Source organism: Anabaena sp. AL09, from assembly GCF_001672255.1.
In the GTDB taxonomy this organism is placed as follows: Bacteria; Cyanobacteriota; Cyanobacteriia; order Cyanobacteriales; family Nostocaceae; genus Dolichospermum; species Dolichospermum lemmermannii.
Window position 1 is genome coordinate 37,205 of sequence record NZ_LJOQ01000020.1, and the last position, 21,074, is coordinate 58,278.

Annotated in this window: 14 protein-coding genes; 10 read left to right on the forward strand and 4 right to left on the reverse strand. The window is 39.6% G+C overall.

Going from position 1 to position 21,074, the window contains the following annotated elements; translation table 11 throughout:
• Positions 1-75: 75 nt before the first annotated feature.
• Both ligA and AN490_RS03685 read right to left on the reverse strand, forming a co-directional pair.
• Positions 76-2,121 (reverse strand): NAD-dependent DNA ligase LigA, encoded by a 2,046-nt coding sequence (ligA, locus tag AN490_RS03680; protein WP_300000056.1) that lies wholly within the window; start codon positions 2,119-2,121, stop codon positions 76-78.
• A 165-nt stretch (positions 2,122-2,286) separates the two neighbouring features.
• Entirely contained in the window at positions 2,287-3,351 is a 1,065-nt protein-coding gene (locus AN490_RS03685; RefSeq protein ID WP_300000058.1) for a vWA domain-containing protein, read from the reverse strand.
• A 103-nt stretch (positions 3,352-3,454) separates the two neighbouring features.
• Here AN490_RS03685 and AN490_RS03690 point away from each other — a divergent pair, with 103 nt between their 5' ends.
• From AN490_RS03690 to murI, 8 genes are all read left to right on the forward strand, one after another.
• Positions 3,455-4,426 (forward strand): glycerophosphodiester phosphodiesterase, encoded by a 972-nt coding sequence (locus AN490_RS03690; RefSeq protein ID WP_300000060.1) that lies wholly within the window; start codon positions 3,455-3,457, stop codon positions 4,424-4,426.
• Positions 4,419-5,609, forward strand: a complete 1,191-nt coding sequence (gene chrA, locus AN490_RS03695; RefSeq protein WP_300000062.1) for a chromate efflux transporter — start codon at positions 4,419-4,421, stop codon at positions 5,607-5,609. The genes AN490_RS03690 and chrA overlap by 8 nt, the downstream gene beginning before the upstream one ends.
• A 288-nt stretch (positions 5,610-5,897) precedes the next feature.
• A complete protein-coding gene (gene pruA, locus AN490_RS03700; RefSeq protein WP_300000064.1) occupies positions 5,898-8,882 on the forward strand; it encodes an L-glutamate gamma-semialdehyde dehydrogenase in 2,985 nt (994 codons plus the stop codon).
• Between the two features lie 119 nt (positions 8,883-9,001).
• Positions 9,002-9,226: a hypothetical protein gene (locus AN490_RS03705; RefSeq protein WP_271821172.1), complete on the forward strand. Its 225-nt coding sequence runs from the start codon at positions 9,002-9,004 to the stop codon at positions 9,224-9,226.
• 550 nt (positions 9,227-9,776) lie between these two features.
• Positions 9,777-11,189 (forward strand): cation:proton antiporter, encoded by a 1,413-nt coding sequence (locus tag AN490_RS03710; RefSeq protein ID WP_300000066.1) that lies wholly within the window; start codon positions 9,777-9,779, stop codon positions 11,187-11,189.
• A 529-nt stretch (positions 11,190-11,718) separates the two neighbouring features.
• Positions 11,719-13,569, forward strand: coding sequence for an N-acetylmuramoyl-L-alanine amidase (locus tag AN490_RS03715; protein ID WP_300000068.1), 1,851 nt, complete (start codon positions 11,719-11,721; stop codon positions 13,567-13,569).
• Between the two features lie 241 nt (positions 13,570-13,810).
• On the forward strand, positions 13,811-15,682 hold the full coding sequence (locus AN490_RS03720) for an N-acetylmuramoyl-L-alanine amidase (RefSeq protein ID WP_300000070.1): 1,872 nt from the start codon (positions 13,811-13,813) through the stop codon (positions 15,680-15,682).
• 369 nt (positions 15,683-16,051) lie between these two features.
• Positions 16,052-16,906, forward strand: coding sequence for a glutamate racemase (gene murI, locus AN490_RS03725; protein ID WP_300000072.1), 855 nt, complete (start codon positions 16,052-16,054; stop codon positions 16,904-16,906).
• A 58-nt stretch (positions 16,907-16,964) separates the two neighbouring features.
• Here murI and AN490_RS03730 read toward each other — a convergent pair whose 3' ends face one another.
• Complete coding sequence (locus AN490_RS03730) at positions 16,965-17,237, reverse strand: hypothetical protein (RefSeq protein ID WP_325064818.1); 273 nt, start codon at positions 17,235-17,237, stop codon at positions 16,965-16,967.
• Between the two features lie 752 nt (positions 17,238-17,989).
• Between AN490_RS03730 and sds the strand changes: the two genes are divergently transcribed.
• Positions 17,990-18,961, forward strand: coding sequence for a solanesyl diphosphate synthase (sds, locus tag AN490_RS03735; RefSeq protein ID WP_300000074.1), 972 nt, complete (start codon positions 17,990-17,992; stop codon positions 18,959-18,961).
• Between the two features lie 222 nt (positions 18,962-19,183).
• On the opposite strand, the gene AN490_RS03740 is transcribed toward sds, so the two are convergent.
• Positions 19,184-19,657: a hypothetical protein gene (locus AN490_RS03740; protein ID WP_041458069.1), complete on the reverse strand. Its 474-nt coding sequence runs from the start codon at positions 19,655-19,657 to the stop codon at positions 19,184-19,186.
• A 211-nt stretch (positions 19,658-19,868) separates the two neighbouring features.
• On the opposite strand from AN490_RS03740, the gene hetZ reads away from it, so the two are divergent.
• Positions 19,869-21,056 (forward strand): heterocyst differentiation protein HetZ, encoded by a 1,188-nt coding sequence (gene hetZ / locus AN490_RS03745; RefSeq protein ID WP_015080665.1) that lies wholly within the window; start codon positions 19,869-19,871, stop codon positions 21,054-21,056.
• The last annotated feature ends 18 nt before the right edge of the window (positions 21,057-21,074 follow it).

The following is a 21,074-nucleotide window of genomic DNA, read 5'->3' on the forward strand; positions in this document are numbered from 1 at the left end:
TGTGAAAATTCTTGTTAATTTATCTTCACAATAAAAACTGTAACAGAATTTAACAATTTATGTCTGTTGACTTACTTATTCTGTCAGCATTGCCAATAATTGCGCCTCAGTCAATTGGCTAATTTCCAACTTCCGCGCTTTCTCTAACTTAGAACCGGCATCTGCACCTACAACTAAAAAGTCTGTTTTTCTGCTAATTGAATCAGTAATTTTACCGCCTGATTTTTGAATTAAAGCTTTGGCTTCATCGCGTTTTAAAGTTGGTAATGTGCCAGTAACGACAAAGGTTTTACCAGCAAATTTTTGATTAATTTCGCCCACAGCTTGGGCTGCTGTGCTGTTTGCTAATTCTAAACCAATAGCCTGGATACGGGATATTAAGCTTTGATTGGCTGGGGTGCGAAACCATTGATAGACTGATTGGGCAATTTCTGCACCGATACCATAAACACCTGCAATATCCGATTGTCTGGCGGCTGTTAAGTCTTCGACGGTGGTAAACTTCTCTGTTAATAATTGGGCGTTGACGCTGCCAACGTGACGGATGCCTAAACCATATAATACTCTAGCCCAGGGTTGCGTTTTTGATTGGGCGATCGCATTGATCAATTTTTCCGCCGATTTTTTTCCCATGCGTTCTAATGCACACAAGTCTTCTATTTGCAAGTCATATAAATCAGCAACGGAATGGACTAAGCTTTTATCTACAAGTTGATACACCAACTTTTCGCCTACACCTTTAATATCTAACGCGTCACGACTGACCCAATGTTCAATTTCACCCTTGAGAATGGCGGGACAGGAAGCATTTATACATCTAGTAACTGCTTCTCCAGTTTCCCTGACTACTATCTGTCCACACGCGGGACAATGGGAAGGCATAATGAAAGGTTGGGTATCAGCGGGACGCAGTTCTTTAATTACCCGGACGACTTCGGGGATGATTTCCCCGGCTTTGCGAACAATCACGGTGTCGCCAATACGGATGTCTAATTGTTCAATGCGATCGCTATTATGTAAGGTAGCACGGGAAACTGTTGTTCCTGCTAATTGTACGGGCAACATTTCCGCTAAGGGAGTTAATGCCCCGGTTCTGCCGACATTGACAGTAATTTTTTCTACACGGGTTGGGGCTTCTTCGGCTGGATATTTTAAGGCTATAGCCCAGCGGGGAAACTTCTGTGTAAACCCCAATTGTTCTTGCAGTCTAAAAGTATTTAATTTGACGACAACACCATCTGTCATATAGGGAGAATTCAGCCGTTCTGTATCCCAATATTGATAATATTCAACAACTTCAGCAATAGAATGGCAGAGTTTATGATTGGTATCAACTCGAAAACCAAGTCTTTGCAATAATTCTAAAGCTTCCCATTGGGTATTCGCAATACTGGAATCATCCAACCCCGTAATATGCAAAGTATAAGCAAAGAAATCTAACTGTCGTTGTGCGACAATGCGGGAATCGAATTGTCTAAGCGTACCAGCCACAGCATTGCGCGGGTTAGCAAATACCTGTTCACCAGCTTTTTGTCTTTTCTCATTAATTTCCTTAAACACCTGTAAAGGTAGAAACACTTCTCCCCGTACTTCCACTTTAGCAATATTTTCCAATCCGTCAAAATTCAAACGCAGGGGAATTGACCGAATAGTTCTCACATTTTGGGTAACATCTTCACCCATTACCCCATCTCCTCTCGTTGTCCCCCTTACTAAAAGCCCATTTTCGTAAGTTAATGCTAAAGCAGCACCATCAATTTTTAACTCAGATACATATTCTATTTCTCCGGTATCATACTGAGTTGGCGAGTGTCGCCGCCAACGTTGATCCCAACTTTGCAATTCTTCAATATTGAAAGCATTTTCCAAACTATACAGCGGGATATTATGGCGGACTGAGGTAAAATGGGTTGCAGGACGCTCACCAACGCGCTGAGTCGGACTGTCAGAAGTAATTAATTCTGGATTTTGCGTTTCTAATTCTTGCAATTCTCGATACAGTCGATCATAAACCGTATCCTCCATAATTGGCGCGTCTAGAACATAGTAGGCATATCCAGCTTGTTGTAATAAACGCCGCAATTCTTCTATGCGTTTTAGGTCAGTTTTTGTTGGTAACATTAGATTGATGATCAAATATAATTTTCAAAAGACAACAGTGGTCACAATTAAGAATTTAGAATGACAATCTTACTTTAAATATTAACTTAATCTTGTGCGATCGCCGATTGTGAATAATCAGATACCCAACTTCTTTAATCAGTCGGATATCCATGATTATATCTATTATTTATCCCAATCTTGTACCTCATATAAAAATCGAGTGTTACCAATTAACTTTCGATTCGCTGAGGTACTTTGGACAAATACCACATATTTTTCCAGACTACTAGGTTTAATTCTCATTGTAGCATCCATCGGTAAACCCAGCATTTCTCTAGCAGCACTGCCTGCAAATAAATCACCTGTGACTCTATCCATCAAAATAATTTCTTTTTTAGCTTGGATAGTTTCAGTTTTAGTAAACTCATAAAAACCCCTACCTACCTTAAAGCTTAAACCATTTTCTAAAACAAAAGCCTTAATAGAAATATCATTTTCTACATCCAAAACTTGAAATCTTCCTGGTGTTACAGCCCTTAAATCAGTTGATTCATAGTAGGATGTAGTCTCACGTTTCATCATGGTGTTAAATATTTTATTTAACCCCCGACTCATGCGCCCTTCTTCAATAACTTCCTGTTCATAAGCCTGTAACTGTTCATTAGAAGATTGTTGATAACAAACAGCCAAAAATAAATCTGTAATATAGGAAAATTGGTCAAGATTAAGATGAAAGCCCCCAGATTTATTCGCTAATTCCTGATAAAATGGTGTAGCATGAGAACGATTTAATGCTTGGACTCCATATACAGAAATTCCTAATTCTGATAATTTTTCTAATTCCTTACGCCAATTTAATTTTTGCGGATTATGTGCTGGTGCATGGGGAATATCATCACCAATTAAAACTAGTGATTTAGATGCAGATTCACTCCAATTTAAAGATTGTGATTCATGCAATACTAACTCATAACATTCCGGTGCATCTCCTCCTCCAGTCGGTTCTACATTCTGCACAAAATCACAAATTGCATCTACATCATCAGAGATATTAAATATTTTTGTGACATAAGTTGAACCTTGATCACAATAGTCACCATGAGCAATAATCCCAATTTTAATTAATGGTAATTCATCCATTAATCTGGTAACAGTTTGTTTAATCTTCTTTCTGACTTGGGTAAGACAGGGATACATACTTCCAGTTGTATCAAAGCTGAAAACAACTTCTATATTACTAGTTGTCATAGTCCGATAATTCAGATAATTATGTTATGATTTTAGCGCAATTTGAAATTGTTGTCCAAAATAATGATAATTCTCAACATTTTGTCACTTAATTACCAAAAATATGAATCAAGAAATTAAACATCCTCTCATTATCGCTCATCGCGGTGCAAGTGGCTACCGTCCTGAACATACTTTAGCAAGTTATGAGTTAGCAATTGATTTAGGTGCTGATTATATTGAACCTGATTTAGTGATTACTAAAGATGGTATTTTGATTGCGCGTCATGAAAATGAAATATCAGAAACTACCGATATTGCTAATCATCCAGGATTTGCTCATTTAAAAACTACGAAAATTATTGATGATGAAATTAAAACTGGTTGGTTTACAGAAGATCTTACCATAACAGAAATCAAAACTTTAACAGCACAAGAACGCATTCCCCAACTTCGTCCCCAAAATACAGCTTATAACGGTATATTAACTATTCCCACTTTTCAAGAAATCATTGATTTAGCAAAGCATAAAAGTCAATTAATTGGTCGCCATATTGGCATTTATCCAGAAACAAAACATCCCAGCTATTTTCAAGCTATTGGTTTACCATTAGAAGATACTTTATTATTGAATTTGCAGGAAATTAATTTACCGATATTTATTCAATCTTTTGAAGTTAGTAACTTGAAAGAATTATCTCAGAAAACTGATTTACCCTTAGTGCAATTAATTAATGATATTGGTAAACCTTATGATTTTGTGATTGATAATGATCCTCGCACTTATACAGATTTATTAAGTCAAAAAAGTTTGAAAGAAATTGCGGAATATGCCCAAGCAATAGGTGTGCATAAAAACCTATTGATTCCTAGAGATATTCATGGTAAATTATTATCACCGACATCTTTAATTGTAGATGCTCATGCAGCTAATTTACAAGTTCACGCTTGGACTTTTAGAAATGAGGATTTTTTCTTACCTTTAGACTTGCAAGGAAATCCGCAAAAAGAATATGAAATATTTTTTAGTTTAGGTATAGATGGTGTATTTAGTGATTATCCAGATATAGCTTTAACTGTCAAACTCAATGAATAATTTATCATTCAATCGCTTAACTCAAGTTGCTAAACTTTTTCTCAAATTAGGCATTATTGGTTTTGGTGGACCAGTTGCCCATATTGCTATGATAGAAGATGAAGTAGTTAAACGTCGTCAATGGTTGACACAAGAACATTTTCTAGACTTATTAGGGGTAACTAACTTAATTCCTGGACCCAATTCCACAGAAATGGCTATTCATATAGGATACATTTATGCAGGGTGGTTAGGCTTAATTGTTGCGGGAGTTTGTTTTATTTTACCTGCGGTTTTAATTACAGGTTTATTTGCTTATTTATATGTCAATTATGGGACTTTACCCCAAGTTTTACCTTTACTTTATGGAATTAAACCTGTTGTTTTAGCAATTATCATTAATGCTATTTGGGGTTTAGGGAAAAAAGCAATAAAAACACGACAATTACTGATAATTGCCATAGCAGTTGGCTTAATTACTGGGTTTGCTAAAGTTAACGAAGTTATGGCTTTATTGCTAGGAGGAATATTAGGAATGATTTGGTTATGCAGTAGTAATCAAATTAATTTAATGATAATTGGTTTAACTACAAGTACATTTTTGCAAACTACTGCAACTGTGAATACAGCTATAAATAATCATGTATCTGTACCTTTGTGGCAATTGGGTTTATTTTTTCTCAAAGTTGGTAGTGTGCTGTTTGGTGGTGGTTATTTATTAATAGCATTTTTACAAGGAGGATTAGTAGAAGAATTCGGTTGGTTAACACAACAACAATTATTAGATGCTATTGCTATTGGGCAATTTACTCCTGGTCCTGTACTTTCTACTGCGACATTTATTGGTTATATAATTGCTGGATTTCCGGGGGCAATTGTGGCAACTTTGGGAATTTTTCTCCCCTCATTTTTACTTGTTGCTGCTTTAAATCCTTTCATGAATCCTATTCGTAATTCATCTTGGACAAGACCTTTTTTAGATGCTGTTAATGTTAGTGCTGTAGCTTTAATGGTATTAACTACAATCCAATTAGGAATGGCTACTTTAATAGTACCAAAAACTCCTTATGTGGATTTTTTAGGTTTAGGAATTTCTATTATTTCGGCAATTTTAGCAATTCGCTACCGCATTAATGCTGCTTACTTGATTTTAGGAGGTGGTATTATTGGTTGGAGTGCGTTAATGTCCGGTTATCTTGGTTAAGAAGATAAATTATCTGCTAGAATTTTCGCATTGCGATTACTTGCTTCTTTGCGTCATACTTGCAATTGTGCATTTGTCGGGTTTTTGGTACAACCTCCTAAGCAAACTATACCTGTCCCCAAAGATACTAAAGCTCAGTTTTTCCACATATTCGATAAAACGACATTCAAAACTACTAGGAAAGGTTACAAAATGGCGCTAACTAAGTTAGAAATAACACCGTAATCCATTTTGAGAAAATCATTCAACATTACTTCAAAAAAATATTGTTTGGAAACTGACAAATTTATGGTATTACAAGTAGAAAACAGCACTTACGAAGCGAAAACCCAAGAAATTGCTAAACAGGTTCTCGCTGCTACCCAGGAAAATCGCTCATTTCTATCTGCTTTACGCGACCAAATGCGCTGGGATGATAAACTACTCGATTGGGCTATGAGTAATCCGGGTTTAAGAGTACAATTATTTCGGTTCATTGATACTTTGCCCGCAATACATAGTAAATCAGAAATCGCCTCCCATATGCAAGAATATTTGGGAGATGAATCGGTAGAACTACCCACAGCTTTAAAAGCAATCTTAAATTTTGCTAACCCCGATTCTATGCCCGCACAGGTAGCAGCGACAACCGTGGGAACTGCTGTAGAAACTTTAGCACACAAGTATATTTCCGGCGAAAATATTAAGCAAGTCATCAAAACCGTTGAGAGACTGCGAAAGGAGAAAATGGCTTTCACCATTGATTTACTCGGTGAAGCGGTAATTACGGAAGTAGAAGCGCAATCTTATTTAGAAAGATACCTGGAATTGATGCAGCAATTGGTAGAAGCATCAAAAAATTGGGCGAAAATTCCCGCTATTGATGAAGCTGACGGCGAAAATATCCCGAAAGTTCAGGTTTCTGTCAAATTAACGGCGTTTTATTCCCAATTTGACCCTTTAGATGCTCAAGGTAGTGAAGCAAGAGTCAGCAATCATATTCGGACTTTACTCCGTCGCGCTCAAGAATTGGGTGCAGCAGTCCATTTTGATATGGAACAATATGCCTACAAGGATATTACTTTTACCATTCTCAAAAAACTGTTACTGGAAGAGGAATTTCGTCAACGCACAGATATTGGCATGACAATCCAAGCATATCTGCGTGATAGTGAACAAGACGCTAGAGATATCATTGCTTGGTTAAAACAACGCGGTTATCCTCTCAGTATTCGCTTAGTTAAAGGTGCGTATTGGGATCAGGAAACTATTAAAGCTGCTCAAAAGCATTGGCCACAACCAGTTTATAATGATAAAGTCGCCACCGATGCCAATTTTGAGACGATTACGCAACTATTACTCGAAAATCATGAGTATGTCTATTCTGCCATAGGAAGTCATAATGTGCGATCGCAATCTCGCGCCATAGCCATAGCGGAAAGTCTCAATGTTCCCCGTCGTCGCTTTGAAATGCAAGTTCTGTACGGCATGGGTGATAAAATAGCTAAAGCTTTGGTAGATAAGGGTTATCGCGTACGGGTTTATTGTCCCTACGGTGATTTGTTACCGGGAATGGCTTATTTAATTCGGCGGTTGTTGGAAAATACGGCGAATAGTTCGTTTTTACGGCAAAATCTGGAAAATCGTCCCGTTGAGGAGTTGTTAGCACCTCCAATTATAGATATGTTTCGCGCAAAGGCGCAAAGGAGCAAAGAAGAGAAGGAAGGTTTTGTTGGTGTTGCGGATACGGATTTTGCTCAAGGAGAAAAAAGGAAAAAATCAAGTTTAGCTTTTGAAAATGTGCGTCAGCAGTTGGGGAAGACTTATTTACCTTTGCTGAATGGGGAATATGTGAATACAACTACTTTTGTTGATTCTCTTAATCCTTCTAATTTTAGTCAGGTTGTTGGTAAGGTGGGCTTGCTAAGTGTTGAACAGGCTGAGGAAGCTATGCAATTTGCAAAAGCGGCTTTTCCCGCTTGGAAGAAGACCTCAGTTAAGCAACGCGCTGATATTTTGCGTCAAGCTGGGAAGTTAATGGAGGAACGACGCGCTGAACTTTCCGCTTGGATAGTTTTGGAGGTGGGGAAACCTGTTAAGGAAGCTGACGGGGAAGTTTCGGAAGCTATTGATTTTTGTCTTTATTATGCTGAGGAAATGGAACGGTTGGATAAGGGTGTAATTTATGATGTGGTTGGGGAAACCAATCGTTATATTTACCAACCCAAAGGAATCGCTATTGTGATTTCTCCCTGGAATTTTCCTTTGGCTATTGCTTGCGGTATGACTGTCGCTGCTTTGGTTTCGGGAAATTGTACTTTACTCAAACCGGCGGAAACTTCTTCTGTTATTACTGCAAAATTTACAGAAATCTTAATGGAAGCGGGAATCCCTAAAGGTGTTTTTCAATACGTTCCTGGTAAGGGTTCTCAAGTCGGCGCTTATTTAGTTAATCATCCTGATACTCATGTCATTGCTTTTACTGGTTCTCAAGAAGTAGGTTGTAGAATTTACGCAGAAGCCGCAATTCTCAAACCTGGTCAAAAGCATCTCAAGAAAGTGATTGCGGAAATGGGTGGCAAAAATGGCATCATTGTTGATGAAAGTGCTGATTTAGACCAGGCTGTTGTCGGCGTTGTCCAATCTGCTTTTGGTTATAGTGGTCAAAAATGTTCTGCTTGTTCACGGGTGATTGTGCTTGAACCCATTTATGATGCGTTTGTGGAAAGGTTGGTAGAAGCCACAAAATCCTTGAATATTGGGGAGACGGAGTTACCCAGTACCCAAGTTGGTCCGGTAATTGATGCTATTTCGCGCGATCGCATTTTGGAGTATATTCAAAAAGGTAAACAAGAAGCAAAAGTCGCGTTAGAATTACCCGCACCCAGTCAAGGTTATTTTATCGGTCCGGTGATTTTTTCGGAAGTACCCGCAAATGGAGTCATAGCCCAACAGGAAATATTTGGCCCTGTCTTAGCGGTAATTCGAGTTAAAGATTTTCAAGAAGCAATAGATGTTGCCAACGGCACAAATTACGCTTTAACTGGTGGTCTTTATTCTCGCACACCTTCCCACATTGAACAAGCGCAAGCAGAATTTGAAGTTGGGAATTTATACATTAATCGGAATATAACTGGTGCAATAGTATCTCGTCAACCATTTGGCGGGTTTAAGCTTTCTGGAGTCGGTTCAAAAGCAGGAGGACCAGATTATTTGCTGCAATTCTTAGAACCACGCCATATCACAGAAAACATCCAACGTCAAGGTTTTGCCCCAATTGAGGGTGCTGAATAATTAATAACTTGTAGGGGTTTAGCAATGCTAAACCCTTGCAAATTATTTACCATATCTTGACAAATTACTTGTAATCTTGTATTTTTCTTTAGCACACAGGTTTAAATTAACAGAAAACAATGTCTAGCAAATTTGATGATTTTCTAAGTTTATACGGGAGTAAATTACCGTTACATCTTGTAGATAGTTCTGTTTATGTAAATGATACACTAGAAATAGCTAATAGAATTGCTATAGACTTGTTTGGTGAAGAAGTATCTGAAAATACAGTTATTTCTATCTATGACAGAATTAAAGGAAAACACGATGAATTAAAAGATGCTGATGAAGATTATGAAGATTAAATAAACATAAAATAAGATGTTGGGTTTTCTTAACCCAACATACCGTGATTTTAATTATTTATTCAGTGTTAAAACATAACTAACCATAGTGCTAAACCAACAGAAAATCAGCTATATTGTGCCGACGTAATCGCAATTTATAATTGCTTATATTGAAAATCACGGAGTAACCATTATTATCCTGTCAATCCTTAAATCCTGGATATCCTGATTCTGACTATCCATTTTAATATATCCCCGACTTCTTCAATAAGTCGGGGATCTGAAACTAATTATCTATTTTTGGGACACTCTGGTAAGCTTTTATCAGCGTAATTACAATCAAAATGAATTAACGCTTTTCTACTAGATTCAAAGACTCCAAATCTATAGTATCGCTTAAATTCTCAGCATAATGCAAGTTTGTAGCTTTGTCCGTGTAAACGCGATTTATAACCGCCGGTCTAATTGTATATCACAACTTATAGCTGTTATTAGCGGTGTATATATACCTGAATAAATTCCCGTCAAAAAAAGAGTAAAAATAAAGAAATTGTTATTCAGATAACCAATGCAGCTTATCAGTGCAACCATTCCCTTATTGGCCACAGCCACAGCCACCGCAGACAGTTCCATGGTATTAGCCGCTGTCCTCTTAAGCTTAGTCGTAATTTACTTTGCCAGCAAAGTTGGTGGAGAATTATGTAACAAAATCGGCTTACCAGCAGTTTTAGGTGAACTTCTCGGTGGTGTAATTATCGGTGTTTCCGTACTCCATTTGTTAGTCTTCCCAGAAGGTGGTACAGACGCTTCTAATTCCTTAATCATGACCTTCTTGCAACTCACCGCTGGATTAACCCCAGAAGCCACACCACAGGTATTTGCAGCGCAGTCTGAGGTGGTTTCAGTTTTATCAGAATTGGGTGTAATTATCCTCCTGTTTGAAATTGGCTTAGAATCCAACCTCAAAGACCTCATGGCTGTTGGTGTTCAAGCCTTCGTAGTGGCTACAGTCGGGGTAATAGTCCCCTTTGCAGCAGGTACAGTGGGATTAATGACCATATTTGGGATTAGTGCCATTCCCGCGATTTTTGCAGGTGCAGCTTTGACAGCAACCAGTATTGGTATCACCTCCAAAGTTCTTTCCGAATTAGGACGCTTGAATTCTAAAGAAGGGCAAATTATTCTCGGTGCAGCCGTTATTGATGATGTTTTGGGAATTATCGTTCTCGCGGTAGTTGCCAGTTTAGCCAAAGATGGTGTAGTTGATGTGGGTAACGTCATTTATCTGATTATTAGTGCCAGTGCTTTTCTCATTGGGGCGATAGTTTTTGGTAATGTCTTTAATAAATCATTTGTAGCGATCGCAGATCAACTCAAAACCAGAGGGGAATTAGTCATCCCTGCCTTCATTTTTGCCATAATCATGGCTTACCTCGCCTCAGTCATCCATTTAGAAGCCATTCTTGGGGCTTTTGCCGCCGGGTTAGTTCTCGAAGAAACCGACAAACGCAAAGAACTCCAAAAGCAAGTTATCCCCATTGCTGATATGCTAGTTCCAGTTTTCTTCGTCACAGTCGGGGCAAAAACCGATTTGGGAGTCTTAAACCCAGCCATTCCTACCAATCAGGAAGCCTTAATCATGGCAACTTTCCTGATCACAGTCGCCATCATTGGTAAAGTAGTGACAGGCTTAACAGTATTTGGTCAACCCGGCATTAACCGCTTGGCCATTGGTGTGGGGATGATTCCCAGAGGTGAAGTTGGCTTAGTATTTGCTGGTGTCGGTGCAGCTAGTGGTGTCCTCTCAAAACCATTAGGAGCAGCAATTATTATGATGGTTATTATTACCACATTCATCGCTCCTCCCCTGTTGAGATTTGTATTTCCAGAATCAAACACCTCAGCAAATTTAGATAGCAACTCTGGCAAAACATTAGCAGTAGAAATACCACAATCTCTCGTAACTACAAAAGATGATTAGTAATTTGAATTTCACCTCAAATTCTGCTGTAAATCGCACAGAAGATAGTTGAAAATTTTCTCTGCTGTAGTTTTTACATTTACTATATCAGGAGGTTGGAAGAAACTTCTCTCATCCAATCTCCGTCTCCTGTAATCTGGAAACCCTCTAATTTTAAAAATGGTTATTATTTCTACCTTTAATTAAATTTACTTTTTGGTTTTCTTTTGGTTTTATAAAACTTTCCTTTCCCCCCCATTTTAGTAGCCTTGATAATGTTTTGTATTCCTATTTTTTCTCAGGACAGTTTTTACAGCTTAAAGATGTTTTTAGTAATTATGGAGGATAACCCGCCAATCTATGTCAGTAATTGACAGTGGTGGGTGTTTTTTGTATGTGTCCATATCATTATTAGTAGGTTGGCGTTAAAAATTGTCGTTGGGGCAAGGGAACAGGGAACAGGGAACAGGGAACAGGGAACAGGAAGAGAGTTTTGGGCGATTTTACTTTTCTTCACATACCTTTAAATTTTTCAGTAGGAGAAAAAGCCGTGAAACTACAATGGTTACTACCTGCTACCTTTGGTACTGTACTCATGCTATCGTCGCCAACTTTAGCCGCAAAATTGGAATCTTGGCGATTTGATCGAAATCAAAATCTCTTAGAAATTAATACAAATAGTGCTGTAAAACCAGAAGCACAATTAGTTTTTACCCCCACTCGGTTAGTAATTGATTTACCGGGTGTGAAATTCGGACGTTCTCAGTTAACTCAACAAATAGGTGGAGGAATTCGGGAAATTCGCATTGGTCAATTTGATGAACAAACAACCAGGATAGTTTTAGAATTAAGTCCTGGTTATACCCTAGATCCAAAACAAGTGAAATTTGTGGGTAAAAGTGCTAATCGCTGGACAGTACAACTACCAAAATTAGAATCTGATTCCAACTCATCTGCCACCAATAATAACACTAACAATAATAATAATTACAATTTAGTCGGCATAGATTCCCAGGCAAAACCTGAATTTTCACCCATTGCTAAAATTGCTAACAGCAGGAGGGGAACAACTCAAATTGAGAGTTTGCAAATTACTGGTGATGGTTTTTTTATGCGGACAAATGGCGGTAATCCTCAAACTAGAATCATCAGAAGTCGAGATAAAACTACGGTATTTATTGACATTCTTGATGCAACTTTATCAGCAAATTTAACACAAGGAAATTTAGCCGTTAATAAACACGGTGTGGACAGCATTGGATTTACTCAATTGCAAACAACACCAACATCTGTCCGCATGACCTTAAAAATCGCCACAAATAGCCCTGATTGGCGAGTAACCGCTAGTAGCGGCGGTTTAATTATCCTTCCCACCAGGGGAATGGTTAATGCCCCTGAAACTGATAATTTTCCCCCCACCAGAAACAATAACGACTCAATTGCGACAATTGAATCTATAGAACTTGCGGACAATGGCACACAATTATTAATTAAAGCTGACCAAGTTATATCCGCTACTACAGGTTGGGATAAAAGTTCTGGTTTGTTCCGGATCACCATTCCTAATGCTAAATTAGCCAATGAAGTCAAAGGCCTTACTTTTGATGCTAATAGTCCTATTATCAAACTTCGTCTGCAACCGCAACCGCCAAATACTGTAGTTATCTTGATTCAACCTGCATCAGGTGTTACACTAGGTGTACTCAATCAAGCAGGAGACAAATTCCTGGCTCTAAAACTGCAACAATATCGTCAGATTAGACCACCCATGAATTTACCTCCCCTATTACCACCCAAACAACAACTACCTGACCTTAAACCCAGACAACCACAAATTACCCCAAGGCGCGACCTTCGTAAAGGCAAAATAGTAGTGATAATTGACCCCGGACATGGTGGTAAAGACTCAGGGGCAATTGGTATCGGTGGAGTGCTGGAAAAGGATGTTATTTTACCAATTAGCAAAAGAATTACTGAAGTTTTGGAACGAAATGGTATCCAAGTAATTATGACCAGAGACTCTGACTACTTTGTCACTTTACCAGGACGAGTGACCATGGCAGAACGGGCTAATGCTGATGTATTTGTCAGTATCCACGCTAATTCAGCAGGTGCAAATCGTCCAGAAGTTAGTGGTTTAGAGACTTATCATTATGATAGTGGTTTAAGACTAGCTCAGATTGTCCATAGTAAAATTCTGCAAAGTCTCAATGTCAGAGATAGGAAAGTGCGGAAAGCTAGATTTTATGTGCTTCGCAAAACTTCTATGCCCGCAATTTTGGTAGAAACCGGTTTCTTAACTGGTAGAGACGATGTTGCCAAACTGAGAACTTCAGCTTATCAAAATCAAATGGCCGATGCGATCGCCCAAGGCATACTTCAGTATTTAAAATCCAGATAAAAAGTTACTTTTATCACCTGTCATCTGATTCATCACCAACCCTAGAAAAATAAATTTGCTGACCAAATGGCATCAGTAAACCAATTATATGCTATAATTCTACGCCATTAGCCGTGTCTTACTACCAACACCAAAATCTTTTACTTGCACAAAGTTAAATTTGCAGCGGTGATGGTCTGAAGATTAGCCCATAAGTCGAGATATTGACAAATCCCATCAATAGGAATCAGGAGAAAGGATTGTGAAACTACATTGGTTAATACCTAGCACTTTTGGAACGGTCTTCATGCTATCTTCGCCCGCTTTTGCCGCGAAATTAGAATCTTGGCGGTTTGATACCAATCAAAATCACTTAGAAATTAACACATCTAGCGCTGTCCAACCCCAAGCCCAACTTATTTTTAACCCCACCCGTTTGGTAATTGACTTACCAGGAACCGAACTTGGTCGTCCGTCCGTAACTCAACAGATTGGTGGCAAAATTCGCACTATTCGTATCGGTCAATTTGATGACCAGACAACACGCTTAGTTATCGAACTAGCCCCTGGTTACACCTTTAACCCCAAGCAAGTCAAATTTATTCCCACCAATGGCAAACGCTGGATAGTAGAATTACCACAGCCAGAAATTGCTTCTGGGCAAACTGGAGAACCATCACTACCCCCAACATCAGATCAATCATCTGAACCAACACTAGACCCCAGAAGTATTTACAACGTAGTTACAGCAAATCGGATTACCCCATCTACTAATCGAGAAATCCCCCCAGGGGTAGTGCAAATTGATCAATTCCGAGTTACAGGGGATGGGTTTTTTATTAGTACCAGTGGTGGAAATCCTCAACTGCAAGTTAATCGCAGTCAAGACAATCGCTCTGTTAATATTGATATCATTGGTGCAGCCTTATCACAAAATATGGGACAACGGGATCTAGTGATTAATCGCTATGGAGTCCGTCGTATCCAATTTAGCCAATCATCCAGTAATCCATCTACTGTTCGCATGACCTTGCAGTTAGATAGCAATAGTCGCAATTGGCAAGCCCTACTTAGTGGTAACAGCGGTTTTGTCGTCATCCCAGATCGTTTGGCCAAATTACCTGATAATAACCAATCCTCCGCACCATCACTGAGTGACTCCCCCGCAATTATTCAATCTGTAGAAATCGGTGGTAATGGCACACAATTACTAATTCGGGCAGATCAAGCCATATCTGCTACCACTGGTTGGGATAGAAGTTCCGGTCTATTTCGCATCACCATTCCCAATGCTAAGTTAGCTAATCAGGTCAAAGGTCCGGTTTTTAGTAGTAATAGCCCTATTCTGAAAGTCCGTCTCCAACCCCAATCTGACAATACTGTAGTTGTTCTTGTTCAACCTGCATCTGGTGTTAGCTTTGGGGTACTTAATCAAGTCACATCTCAATTATTAGCACTACAATTACAAACTAACCTCCGCGCTCAACGCCCTCCGATTACACCACCTATCCCTTCTATCCCACGACTAGATCCTCCAAGTTTTAGCACAGACCCACCGCAAACAAGACCCCAGCCCCGTCTACCAGTTCCTAATGGCAAAGTTTTAGTAGTTATTGATCCTGGACATGGCGGTAAAGATTCTGGCGCTCCTGGACTGGGTGGTTTGCTAGAAAAGGATGTCGTTCTACCTATTAGTACAAAACTGGCGAGAATTTTAGAACAAAACGGTATCCAAGTTGTCCTCACGCGAGATGCTGACTTTTTTGTGGAACTGCAAGGACGAGTGGATATAGCCAAGCGGGTTAATGCTACTTTATTTGTCAGCATTCACGCCAATTCTGTGGATAATCGGTCTGATGTTAATGGTTTAGAAGTCTATTATTACGACAGTGGTTATGCTTTAGCAGAAACTGTTCGGCAAACTATTCTCCAAAATATTAGTACCCTGAATAATCGAGGCACTCGGAAAGCTAGATTTTATGTGCTGAGAAAAAATACTATGCCTGCTATTTTAGTAGAAACAGGTTATATGACCGGTCGAGAAGATAATCCCCGTTTAGGATCACCAGAGTACCAAAGTCTTATGGCTGAGGGCATAGCTAGTGGTATTCTGAATTATTTAAAACAAAGATAATGATCGTCTGTTGTTCGTTGTTCGTTGTCAGTTGTTCGTTGTCAGTTGTTCGTTGTTTTTTGTTTACCACTGACCACTAACCACTAACCACTGTACGGGCGAAGCATTTGGAGAACTATTTTTGGCAATGACCGATAATTTATCTTCCAAATGCTTCGCCCCTACTAACCGGCAATGACCGATAATTTATCTTCCAAATGCTTCGCCCCTACTAACCACTAACCACTAACCACTGACCACTGACCACTGACCACTGTACGGGCGAAGCATTTGGAGAACTATTTTTGGCCATGACCGATAATTTATCTTCCAAATGCTTCGCCCCTACTGACCACTAACCACTGACCACAATCCAAATTAATACTTGCTGTGTATTCATCTTCTATTTTTGATAGTCATTTTGATACTTTCTCCCCTCAAGAACCTCAACGCGCTCCGATTGGGGTATTTGACAGTGGTATCGGTGGGTTAACCGTACTGCGACAAATTTATCAACAACTCCCCAACGAATCAATTATTTATGTGGGGGACACAGCCCGCCTTCCCTATGGTATTCGTTCCCAACTAGAAATTCTCCAATTTGTCCGAGAAATCCTCCATTGGATGCAGCAGCAACGGGTGAAAATGGCAATTATGGCTTGTAACACCAGTTCGGCTCTGGCATTAGATATAGTCCGTCAAGAATTTAATTTCCCCATTTTAGGAGTGATTCTACCAGGGGCAAAGGCAGCAGTCCAACAAGGACAGCGAATTGGTGTCATTGCTACTCCAGCTACGGCTCAAAGCAATGCCTACCGTCAGGCTATTTTAGAAATTCAACCCCATGTCCAAGTTTGGCAGGTCAGTTGTCCCGAATTTGTGCCACTAATTGAACAAAATCGCATTCATGATCCTTATACTACTGAAATCGCCAAAACTTATCTAGAACCTTTGCTGAAGCAGGAAATAGATACTTTAGTTTATGGCTGTACCCATTATCCCCATTTGTCACCAGTTTTGCGATCGCTCCTCCCTACCCAAGTCAAACTAATTGATCCAGCAGTTCATGTAGTAGCTGCTTGCTCTCAAGAATTAGATATACTAGGGATTAAGAATATTCATCCACCAATGCCCACCCGCTTCGCTGTCAGCGGTTGTCCTCAGCAATTTACCCAGTCTGCTTTGCAGTGGTTAGGCTATACCCCAATGGTAGAACAAGTCTGTTTTGCTGATGCTGTCGTATAATAAGGGGAGAAAGAAGAAAGAAGAAAATTTCTCCCTCTCCCCTCTCCCCTCTCCCCTCTCAGTGACTATTCATAGCTTCAGTCACATTTGTCGTTAATCCTCTTTGCTGCTTGTACTTATCTTGGACAGCATCAGAATCGCTTTGAGAAAGACCTTTTTTGCCCGTTCGCTTGGCTAATGCTAATAATAAATACACACTAAATAAGTATCCAGCAGCTAAAATAAATATCATCATGGGCATATTTCCGTAAATCATTGTTCCCCCATCTTTAATTACTAAGGAAGATAAAATTGCACACAAAACTAGCGAAACCTTAGTTAATCCAAGCACACCCTTGATAACTGTAGTTAGCTATACTAAACTTTCCAGTAGAAAATACATTTTCTCCGGTCCATTAATTTATTTTCTTTAATATCAACTTTCCCAGGCCATACATCCGACAGCAGTAAAGTTGCTAAATAGCAAAATTTAACTGCGCTCATCAGCAGTCTACCTAGCCTGTGTTATTGACTTCATACCAATTTAAATAGATATACGCCAATACCCAACGTGCGCTGAATACGTTGAGTTACTTCCATAAGTGGAAAAGCATAATTCAACTCAAAAGGCATGATTATCGCCGAGAATCTAGGAATTATTCCCATTTTTTCTTTGGCGACGAGTTATTTTAGACCCACAACACTAATGCGTAAAATCACCCAATGATGGTTTTACTTAGGAAGTGAATAAGCTGAAAAATTTAATATCTCTAGGTATTAGCCTAACACAGCCAGCCTGAATTTGAAGCTAATTTTTTCACTAAATTTAAAAAATTTTCGTTGCTGACAGCGAATTTGCGGTTGTTGGTAATGCGCGTTATTTTATTAACATTCTACCTTTGATAACTACGTAGAATTGGGGTGACAAGAAATGAAGCGACATTAAAAGAGCATTTATGATAACATATTTTTAATTCAAGCTCCGAATAACTTAATAGGTATTAAAAATCAGATTCCCAGAGGAAAACTTTGCGCTGACACTGGGTTATCTTAAAATTAAAGAATATGTAAACTTTCGTAACCTAAGCCAGAGTCCGCCTATCCATGACCCCAGCCACCTCCCTGTTTACCCCTGTGGAAGCAGACCTGCAAATACTAGCAGATAACCTTAAACAGCTAGTTGGAAATCGCCACCCCATTCTCTATGCCGCAGCCGAACACTTATTCGGTGCTAGGGGTAAGCGAATCAGACCTGCGATAGTGCTGCTGATATCGCGGGCAACCATGCTACAAGAAGATATTACACCGCGTCACCGACGACTGGCAGAAATTACAGAAATGATCCACACAGCCAGCTTAGTCCATGATGATGTAGTAGATGAGTCAGATGTCCGCCGTGGTGTACCGACAGTACATAGTTTGTTTGGTAATCGCATTGCTGTACTGGCCGGGGATTTCCTCTTTGCTCAATCCTCTTGGTATTTAGCAAATCTCAATAATTTGGATGTTGTTAAACTGCTTTCGGAAGTAATTATGGATTTAGCCGCTGGAGAAATCCAACAAGGGTTAAATCGTTTTGATGCTGATCTTTCTACAGAAACCTACCTGCAAAAGAGTTATTACAAAACAGCCTCATTAATTGCCAACAGTTCTAAAGCCGCTGGCTTAATTAGTGAAACATCCCTAGAAACTGCCGAACACTTGTACAGTTACGGTCGCCATTTAGGTCTTTCCTTCCAAATAGTAGATGATATTCTTGATTTCACCAGTTCCACAGACACCCTGGGTAAACCAGCGGGTTCTGACCTCAAAAGTGGCAACCTAACAGCACCAGCTTTATTTGCCTTGGAAGAAAAACCTGACTTGGCAGCCTTGATTAACCGAGAGTTTGCCCAAGAAGGGGATTTAGAAAAGGCATTGGCACTAATTCATGATAGTCGAGGTATCCAGCGAGCTAGAGAGTTAGCTGCTCACCATGGCAAATTAGCCACCGAGCATATTGGTATTTTAGAACCATCAGCATCCCGCGAAGCCCTGATGAATTTGACCGACTATGTCCTAAGTCGTCTCTACTAAAAAAAATAGGGGGCAGGGGGAGCAGGGGGAGTAGGGGGAGTAGGGGGAGTAGGGGGAGTAGGGGAAGAATCTCATTCTGGCTAAATCAGTTGAAACTTTTACCAGATAAGAAATATACCCATTTCAATAGTCTCCCTACCTCCCCTACCTCCCCTACCTCCCCTACCTCCCCTACCTCCCCTACCTTCATAAAGACGGAATATTTTTTTATTTGGAAGTCTCTTAGGCAATATTGGGAGGAATTATTTTTTTGCCTTTAAATTCCTGTAATCGTTGCTGAATCAGCCTTTCTAGTTGAGAACGCCGCACTTCTACAGTATTTGTTATATTTCCTGGTGTTTCGATAAAAACTATGCTGTGTACTGGTTTCAGGGCTACCAATTGGAATAAAATTTGAGTAACATCCATGAGGGTTGGCAGCAAGTGAGGGTCACGCCCATCATCTGAGATTAGGGAAACATCTTGTATGGTAGGGAAAGCGTAAATAACTTGCTTTTCTATTCCTGGATTTGCGCGGTTGCTCAATGTAGTTAAAACCCAATCCTGCTCAGAATTTTGGAGAATAAAGTATTGGTAGTGGTTTAACTTTTGGGCAATAGCGATTAATACAGGAGCGATTGATACCATAATCTGTGGTGTCACGCCATCCTGGGGTGCATTGTCTATCAGCAATTGAATTTGTGCTTCTAAATCCATCATGAGTTGTAAATGACTTTTGGATAATGGCTAAAACATGAGCGCAAAATATCCCACAAAATGGGGGTTCACAAGTTCAATCTTCTTACGCCACATATCCTTACTGTAGATTGGTTTGCGTTTGACTTGTACACAAAAACCATGCAGCTATTATCTAAGGTCTGACAAGTCGTGTCCAAAGTATGTTAGGGTCTTTTTGAGAACTGGGACTATGAATTCAACAGCAATCGCAACTAATCAGGGGAAAATTTCTATCAGCGTGGAGGTCATCTTTCAATTCCTATTTAAGGAACTTCAACAGTCAACTAAGGCTTCGGAGCAAAATTGTCACGATGTATCTGTGAGAATTACTAACGAAGTTTTGCGGATTTGTAATGAAAGTAAACGCATTCAAACTTCCGGATCTGTAGAAAGTTCAGCCATGAGCCTAGCTAAACATCGGTTACAACAGTGTATCCGCTACTATCAGTTAGGTTCAAGTCGTGGCAGGGTAGAATTACATAGCACATTGAGTGCCATTGTTTACCGTTATATTAATCCCCCTCACAAGCAATTAAGCTATCAAGGGCGGTTGACGATTATTGAAGATTTTCTCCAGAGTTTTTATCTGGAGGCTTTAAATGCTTTTAGAAGGGAGAACCAATTAGGTCTTACCTATCGTCCCCATACTCTCTTGGAATTGGGAGAATACATGGCATTTACCGAACGATATGGTAAACGGCGGATTCCCCTCCCCGGTAGGCAGCAACAGTTAATTATTCTGCGAGCGCAAACTTTTTCTAAACAGCAGCCTTTAGAAACAAGTGTAGATATAGAACAGGCATCATCTGGTGGGGGTGGTGAGTCTGACGGTTCTTGGGAAGAGCCAGCTATCCACCAATTGCGCTCGGCTATGGCAATGCAGCCCGAACCAGAAGAAGATACCCTGCGCTCGGTTGTGATTACTGAATTAATAGACTATTTAGCAGAAAAAGAACAATCTGACTGTGCTGATTACTTTGCTCTTCGTCTTCAGGATTTATCAGCACCAGAAATTGAGTCAATTTTGGGTTTAACATCTCGGCAGCGTGATTACTTGCAGCAACGGTTTAAATATCATTTAATTCGGTTTGCTCTTTTACATCGCTGGGAATTGGTACATGAGTGGTTAGAAGTTTCTTTACCAACTAATTTGGGTTTAACTCCAATTCAATGGGAAACTTATACAGCCCAGTTAGATAATAAAGAAAGATCCATCTTAGATTTGAAGCAAGCAGGAAAACCTGATGAGGAAATATCTAAGACTTTAGGCTTGTCAATGGCACAATTACAGAAACGTTGGTTTAAGATTTTGGAACAGGCTTGGGAAATTCGGAATTCCTTAGTGTCCGGATCTAGTGCATCTACCCATGAATGGTGACTTGTGAATCTTCACAAA

Coding starts and splice junctions, on each gene's coding strand:
- hetZ (WP_015080665.1), top strand. CDS start 19,869: ATGAATTCAACAGCAATCGCAACTAATCAGGGGAAAATTTCTATCAGC.
- AN490_RS03710 (WP_300000066.1), top strand. CDS start 9,777: ATGCAGCTTATCAGTGCAACCATTCCCTTATTGGCCACAGCCACAGCC.
- AN490_RS03685 (WP_300000058.1), bottom strand. CDS start 3,351: ATGACAACTAGTAATATAGAAGTTGTTTTCAGCTTTGATACAACTGGA.
- ligA (WP_300000056.1), bottom strand. CDS start 2,121: ATGTTACCAACAAAAACTGACCTAAAACGCATAGAAGAATTGCGGCGT.
- AN490_RS03705 (WP_271821172.1), top strand. CDS start 9,002: ATGTCTAGCAAATTTGATGATTTTCTAAGTTTATACGGGAGTAAATTA.
- sds (WP_300000074.1), top strand. CDS start 17,990: ATGACCCCAGCCACCTCCCTGTTTACCCCTGTGGAAGCAGACCTGCAA.
- pruA (WP_300000064.1), top strand. CDS start 5,898: ATGGTATTACAAGTAGAAAACAGCACTTACGAAGCGAAAACCCAAGAA.
- AN490_RS03740 (WP_041458069.1), bottom strand. CDS start 19,657: ATGGATTTAGAAGCACAAATTCAATTGCTGATAGACAATGCACCCCAG.
- chrA (WP_300000062.1), top strand. CDS start 4,419: ATGAATAATTTATCATTCAATCGCTTAACTCAAGTTGCTAAACTTTTT.
- AN490_RS03690 (WP_300000060.1), top strand. CDS start 3,455: ATGAATCAAGAAATTAAACATCCTCTCATTATCGCTCATCGCGGTGCA.